At 36.4% G+C, this 6,449-nt stretch carries 7 protein-coding genes; 3 read left to right on the top strand and 4 right to left on the bottom strand.

Going from position 1 to position 6,449, the window contains the following annotated elements; translation table 11 throughout:
• Positions 1-377: 377 nt before the first annotated feature.
• Complete coding sequence (locus ACIQXV_RS22535) at positions 378-1,040, bottom strand: YkyA family protein (RefSeq protein ID WP_402962292.1); 663 nt, start codon at positions 1,038-1,040, stop codon at positions 378-380.
• 180 nt (positions 1,041-1,220) lie between these two features.
• Between ACIQXV_RS22535 and def the strand changes: the two genes are divergently transcribed.
• From def to rnjA, 3 genes are all read left to right on the top strand, one after another.
• A complete protein-coding gene (gene def / locus ACIQXV_RS22530; RefSeq protein WP_402962290.1) occupies positions 1,221-1,775 on the top strand; it encodes a peptide deformylase in 555 nt (184 codons plus the stop codon).
• Positions 1,776-2,228: 453 nt separating this feature from the next.
• On the top strand, positions 2,229-2,441 hold the full coding sequence (locus tag ACIQXV_RS22525; RefSeq protein WP_402962288.1) for a DNA-dependent RNA polymerase subunit epsilon: 213 nt from the start codon (positions 2,229-2,231) through the stop codon (positions 2,439-2,441).
• Positions 2,442-2,444: 3 nt separating this feature from the next.
• Positions 2,445-4,112: a ribonuclease J1 gene (gene rnjA / locus ACIQXV_RS22520; protein ID WP_402962286.1), complete on the top strand. Its 1,668-nt coding sequence runs from the start codon at positions 2,445-2,447 to the stop codon at positions 4,110-4,112.
• Between the two features lie 39 nt (positions 4,113-4,151).
• Here the strand turns inward: rnjA and ACIQXV_RS22515 are convergent, their stop codons facing one another.
• The 3 genes from ACIQXV_RS22515 to ACIQXV_RS22505 all read right to left on the bottom strand — a co-directional run bounded on the left by ACIQXV_RS22515 (position 4,152) and on the right by ACIQXV_RS22505 (position 6,420).
• On the bottom strand, positions 4,152-4,811 hold the full coding sequence (locus tag ACIQXV_RS22515) for a potassium channel family protein (protein ID WP_402962284.1): 660 nt from the start codon (positions 4,809-4,811) through the stop codon (positions 4,152-4,154).
• 87 nt (positions 4,812-4,898) lie between these two features.
• Positions 4,899-5,813 (bottom strand): DUF4349 domain-containing protein, encoded by a 915-nt coding sequence (locus ACIQXV_RS22510; RefSeq protein WP_402962283.1) that lies wholly within the window; start codon positions 5,811-5,813, stop codon positions 4,899-4,901.
• A gap of 151 nt (positions 5,814-5,964) precedes the next feature.
• Positions 5,965-6,420, bottom strand: coding sequence for a TlpA disulfide reductase family protein (locus ACIQXV_RS22505; protein ID WP_402962281.1), 456 nt, complete (start codon positions 6,418-6,420; stop codon positions 5,965-5,967).
• Positions 6,421-6,449 lie beyond the last annotated feature (29 nt).

Genomic DNA, 6,449 nt, shown 5'->3' with positions numbered 1-6,449 from the left:
TAATTTGACATACTTTTGATATTACATATATTTTTTCTGACCTATTATTTGAAACACACTAATCAATAGTTTTTAACTGAAAAGATAAGAAATAACAATTAAACTTCATTTTATAATCATCATATTCTGTATCACTTTTTTATGTAACATCATTAATACAATTATTTAGCACATATATGAGTTTACATCATTAGTTTTTACTCGTCAAATACTAAGTATTATTATTTTTCAACATAAACACATTAAAAACGGTAAATTCAAAAAACACCATCTGTATCATCAAATAAATAAAACTGTTATATAAAATTCCATCATTATTATCGTTGTTATAATATAGAAAAAATCGGCTGTATTCAGCCGATTCAATGGATAGATGATTATTTATTCGATTTTAATCCTGCCTTTTGATAAAATAACATCTTCTTTTCATTGTATTGTTCCGTAAGCCTATTAAACTTTTCGTTAGCATCATAAACCTTTTTATATGTTTCATTTAGTTTGTTTACTTGAACCTCAAGATCTTCTAAAGGAAGGTTTTTATTTTTAAACATCATATATAATTCTTTATCATATTTTAAAGCATCAGAATATTCCTTGTATAATTCATCATGTGCTTGAAATCTTTGCATCATGATATCGTATAATTCGTTTGCGATCTTTGTAAGTTTAGGGTCATCAAATTGATCTTTTAAATCTGCCGCTTTCTTAAATTCCTGTTTTGACTCCTTTAGGCTTTGTGTTTCTTTTTCCATATAATTTTTTCTTTTATCAGTTAACGTAATGGCTTCATCGGAAAGTTTGACAATCTGGTCATACTCCTTCATGCCAAGTTCAATAATTTGGTCATATATTTCTTTTTCTTTCTTCTCCAGCGAAACGAGCGGATCCTGTTGTTCTTCAAAAGCTTTTTCTTTGGATACGACATTTTCTAAAACATCATACATCTTCTCAACAGGGCTCTTTTTTGCACCGCATCCTGATAATATGAATAGGATGGCTAAAATAGATATCAAATAACGACTTTTTCCTTTAAATAACACTTTGTACCTCCTAACTGCTGCCAACTATACTATATCGATACTCGGTTTGTTTGACAATATACAAGGACAAAAAAGTATGAAGATTTCGGAAGCTTCAACCAATCAATTGTTAACTTTTTATCTAATATTTGATAAACTAGTGATTGCAAATAATATTACTGAACACAGGAGTGAAGGTTCATGTTAACGATGGAGGATATTATCCGAGATGGCCATCCCACCCTTAGAAAAGTGGCTGCAGAAGTCGCCATGCCGCCATCGGAAGAGGACAAACAAATATTATCCAGCCTTTTAGAATACGTTATTAATAGCCAAAATGGCGAAATCGCGTCGCTTTATAGTTTACGCCCTGGAATTGGATTAGCTGCCCCGCAGATAAATGTTTCAAAACGGATGATTGCTGTACATCTTACAGATGACAAGGGAAAACTTTTTAGCTACGCCTTATTTAACCCAAAAATTGTCAGTCATTCGGTTGAAAAGGCATTTTTACAAGCAGGTGAAGGCTGTCTTTCAGTTGATGAAGCTTTTCCTGGCTTCGTACCAAGGCATGCAAGGGTTACAGTAAAAGGTACAACTCTTACAGGTGAAGAGGTAAAGCTCCGCTTAAAAGGGCTGACCGCTATATGTTTTCAACATGAAATTGACCACTTAAATGGTGTCATGTTTTATGATTACATCGATAAACAGGACCCATTTAAACCGATTGAAGGTGCAATAGCAATCGAAAGGTAAAACACTGGCCTTTTTATAAGGCCGGTGTTTTTTTATTATTGTTCATCATAATTCCATGTTTAACCATGAAAAATTCCGCATTTTCATCATATAATAATAGTAAAAAAACATTTATTTTTAAAAAATTTCAATTATCTGCCATGGCTTGCTTTACATTGGACAAGGTTCGTATAAAATAGAGGTAAGGAGATGAACCACTATGTTAAAGAAGCTAAGGAAAAAGCTCTTAAAACAGTGGAAAGATTTACTTAGAAAAAAATCCATTGCCTAAATTTTTTTTAGAGCCCTTCAAACTTGCGAAGGGCTCCTTCATTATTGTAAATTTGAAAAACAGTTTCTTTTTTACATACTTTTCATATATGGTCCAAGGGCTTCCAAAGAAAATAAATGAAAAAGATGAAAATATTATATATAATAGAAAAAGCTATGACCAAAGTTAGGAGCGAATTTGTCATGATATTTAAAGTATATTTTCAAGAAAGCATCAAAGAAGTCCCTGTTAGGGAGAACACAAAGACCCTATTTATTAAAGGAGAGTCGGTAAGAGATGTTCGCAAAAAAATTGCCGATCGCGGGTTTAATGTTGAATTTGTACAGGAAGTAAAAGGAGCATATTTAGAATATGAACAACAAAATGAAGACTATAAAGTATTGGAGATTGGATAATTTATGAAATTTGTAAAAAATGACCAAACTGCTGTTTTTGCCCTAGGTGGTTTGGGTGAAATTGGCAAAAACACGTATGCAGTTCAGTTCCAAGATGAAATTATTTTAATTGATGCCGGAATAAAATTCCCTGAGGATGAATTATTAGGAATCGATTATGTTATTCCTGATTACACCTATTTGGTTAAAAATGAGGAAAAGATTAAAGGTTTATTTGTCACACACGGGCACGAAGACCATATTGGCGGTATCCCGTACTTACTTCGTGAAATCAATATCCCTATTTACGGAGGGAAGCTTGCGCTTGGATTAATTAAAAATAAATTAGAAGAACACGGTTTATTAAGAAATGCAAAACTGATTGAAATAAAGGAAGATGATGTGATCAAATTCCGTAAAACATCGGTTACTTTTTTCCGAACTACCCATAGTATTCCTGATTCCTATGGGATTGTCGTGAAAACCCCTCCGGGTCAAATCGTTCATACAGGCGATTTTAAATTTGATTTCACCCCAGTCGGTGAACCTGCCAATATAACAAAAATGGCCGAAATCGGAAAAGAAGGCGTACTTTGCTTACTTTCAGATAGTACAAATAGTGAAATACCGGATTTTACAATGTCAGAACGCCGTGTCGGCGAAAGCATTCATGATATATTCAGGAAAGTTGATGGGCGTATCATTTTTGCAACCTTTGCATCTAATATTCATAGACTGCAGCAAGTTGTTGAGGCTGCGGTTGTAAACGGAAGGAAAGTTGCCGTTTTTGGCCGTAGCATGGAGGCAGCCATCAATATTGGACTTGAATTAGGGTACATTAGTGCACCAAAAGAAACATTTATTGAATCAAATCAAATTAACCGATTGCCTGCTGATAAGGTTACGATTCTATGTACAGGCAGTCAGGGTGAACCAATGGCTGCTCTATCCCGAATTGCCAATGGGACACACAGACAAATTCAAATTATTCCTGGGGACACGGTAGTATTCTCCTCCTCTCCAATTCCAGGGAATACCATTAGCGTGAGCAGAACGATCAATATGCTTTATCGGGCTGGCGCGGAAGTGATACATGGGAAATTAAGTAATATCCATACTTCTGGACACGGTGGTCAGGAAGAACAAAAACTAATGCTCCGGTTAATTAAACCAAAATTCTTTATGCCTATTCACGGTGAATACAGGATGCAAATAATGCATTCTAAGCTTGCCGTCGATTGCGGAGTAGAAGAAGAAAATTGTTTTATTATGGACAATGGCGAAGTATTAGCTCTCTCCGATCAAACGGCCCAGGTTGCCGGAAAGATTCCATCAGGTTCAGTTTATATTGATGGCAGTGGTGTAGGAGACATTGGAAATATTGTATTAAGGGACCGCAGAATCCTGTCAGAAGAAGGATTAGTCGTCGTGGTGGTTAGCATTAATATGAAAGAATTTAAGATCGCCTCAGGCCCAGATCTCATTTCTCGCGGATTTGTCTATATGAGGGAATCCGGCGATTTAATCAATGATGCCCAAAATCTGATAACTAAACACTTAAATAAGGTAATGGAAAGAAAGACAAGCCAATGGTCTGAAATAAAGAATGAAATCACCGATACATTAGCGCCTTTCCTTTATGAAAAAACAAAACGGAGACCAATGATTTTACCTATCATCATGGAAGTATAAGAAAAAACGGAAGCACCTAAAATAGGCGCTTCCGTTTTTTTATTCTAGTACTTTTCTTTCGAATCTGTCGATATCTGTGTCGTTTCCAATTACAATTAATACATCGTTTGCATAAAGGGTTTCTTTTGCTTGCGGGGAAACAATTATTTCTTCTCCCCTTTTAATCGCGACAATATTTAACCCATATTTCTTCCGAATATCCATATCCATAATTGTCCGGCCGCTTAATTTTCCATTTGCAACAATTTCCACAATGCTATGTTCATCAGATAGTTCCAAGTAATCAACGACATTACTAGAAGCCATGTTATGAGCAATTCGTTTCCCCATATCTCGTTCAGGGTGTACCACAGAATCCGCACCAATTTTGCGAAGAACCTTCTCATGGTAATCATTTTGCGCCTTTGCCGTTATGCGACCGACCCCTAATTCTTTCAGAATGAGAGTTGTCAGTATACTTGCCTGAATATCATCGCCAATCGCGACAATCACATGGTCGAAATTACGAATCCCTAAACTTTTCAAGACATTTTCGTCTGTTGTATCCCCAACAACTGCATGTGAAGCAATCATCGCAAATTCGTTTACTCGCTCTTCATTTACATCAATACCCAATACTTCCATTCCTTCTTCTGTTAACGTACGACAAATACTTCCACCGAACCGCCCAAGCCCAATTACGGCAAAACTCTTCTTCATAACTAACTCCCCCGATTAAAACAATGATCTAACATGGTCTTATTGTAGCATTCTTCATCCATGATATATAGAGATAGTTATCCCCACTTAATCCTGTCTATTGCTATTTTTCCTTTTTTTATAAATGAAGAAGAACAGTAAACCAATGATAATGAAGACCGCTAATACTGGTATATTCCCAATAATAAAGACGACTAATCCTGATAGTCCCCCCAATAACATATTGGTGCTTTTCATAAATTGCTGTTTCGTTTTCTCCCAAGTGTTTAGTTTATCTTTATCAATGTTTGGAACAATTACTTTATTTTCGTAAAGGGTAATGTTTACTGTCGAAAGCGATGTTTGGTTTTCTAAAAACTTCATTTTCCCTTCAATCGTCTCGATTTCTTCTTGAACAGCCGCAAGGTCAGCTGAAATTTTCAGTAAATCTTCGGTTTTTGTGGCGTCCTTCATAAAGGCAAGCAGCCTTTCCTCAACAGCCTTTTTTGACTTTAATCTTGATTCGAGGTCGACATATTCTTCGGTTACATCCTGCCCGGTAATGTTCCGCTGCAGCACCTCAGCCGCTTGCCCTTCCGCATCGTGTAAAAAGTCTTGAAAATGCTTCTGAGGTATCCTTATTTTAAGACTGCCGCTCACTTGTTCTTTTCCCTCTCTAGTTACATTCGATTCAGCGATGTAGCCCCCATATTTCGCTGCTTTTTCTTCCAAGCTTTGGACGGTTTGCTCAAATTTTTTCACGCGCAGCTGGAGGTCTGCCTGATAAATCACCATCTGATTTGGTACCTCAATTTTTGCATCAGCTGTTGATTTATCAGCTTCCGCTTTCTGATTTGAATATAGGGCTGGTTGATCCCCTCCACCAGACTGTGATGCATCCATATCTGCTTTACTTTCCATATTCATTTTGGCATTTTCGCTCTTGCTACTCGAACTACAGCCCGCTAATCCAAACAATACTGCAATAAGCAAAATAGGAATTACCTTCGTTAGCTTTTTCATTTTCATGACACCCCTTCTTTTTCTCTAATGGTAAGGTCAGGATGAAACACAATGTTACTTATACCGACGATAAAAAAGAAACAAGGTTACAATGAAAAGTCATAAAAAATGCTGCTCGTTGATCACAACGAACAGCTTTTCCATGGTAGTGTTATTCTGTTTTTTCCAATTCATCTAAAACACGATTGACTCGCTTTTCAAGCATCTTCATCCCGCTTCCGCCTGCTTGGAAGTGGCGAAGCTTGCCTTCACGATCGAATACATAATAGGCAGGAACATATTGATTTTCAAACGTTTCCGTTAACTTATGCTCACTGTCCACAAAGATTGGCTGAGTGATTCCGTGTTCTGCTGCTACTTTCTTAATTTCTTCAAGGTTTAAATCATCTTCAGAACGAGGCATATGGACAGCAATCACGTTTAATTTCTCTTTAAAATCATCACGGAATTGATTGACTTGTGGCATTGCTTCCTTACAAAGATGGCAGCTAATCGACCAAAAATGAAGCAAAGTTGGCTTTTCACCGATTAGGTCTTCTTTTGTTACTTGACCATTTAACCATTCGGTTGCCCCGGTTAACTCCGGCATTTGTTCACGTAATTTCATGTTTTACCCCCCTATTTTAAAATAGACCT

This window comes from Neobacillus sp. NPDC097160, assembly GCF_044762155.1.
Taxonomy (GTDB): Bacteria; Bacillota; Bacilli; order Bacillales; family Cytobacillaceae; genus Neobacillus.
The sequence above is the reverse complement of the archived record's forward strand: the minus strand, read 5'-3'. Positions and strand labels throughout refer to the sequence as shown.

Bases quoted from the DNA above. Each gene is read 5' to 3' on its own strand.
- rnjA (WP_402962286.1), top strand. From the start codon at position 2,445: ATGAAATTTGTAAAAAATGACCAAACTGCTGTTTTTGCCCTAGGTGGT.
- ACIQXV_RS22505 (WP_402962281.1), bottom strand. From the start codon at position 6,420: ATGAAATTACGTGAACAAATGCCGGAGTTAACCGGGGCAACCGAATGG.
- def (WP_402962290.1), top strand. From the start codon at position 1,221: ATGTTAACGATGGAGGATATTATCCGAGATGGCCATCCCACCCTTAGA.
- ACIQXV_RS22515 (WP_402962284.1), bottom strand. From the start codon at position 4,811: ATGAAGAAGAGTTTTGCCGTAATTGGGCTTGGGCGGTTCGGTGGAAGT.
- ACIQXV_RS22525 (WP_402962288.1), top strand. From the start codon at position 2,229: ATGATATTTAAAGTATATTTTCAAGAAAGCATCAAAGAAGTCCCTGTT.
- ACIQXV_RS22510 (WP_402962283.1), bottom strand. From the start codon at position 5,813: ATGAAAAAGCTAACGAAGGTAATTCCTATTTTGCTTATTGCAGTATTG.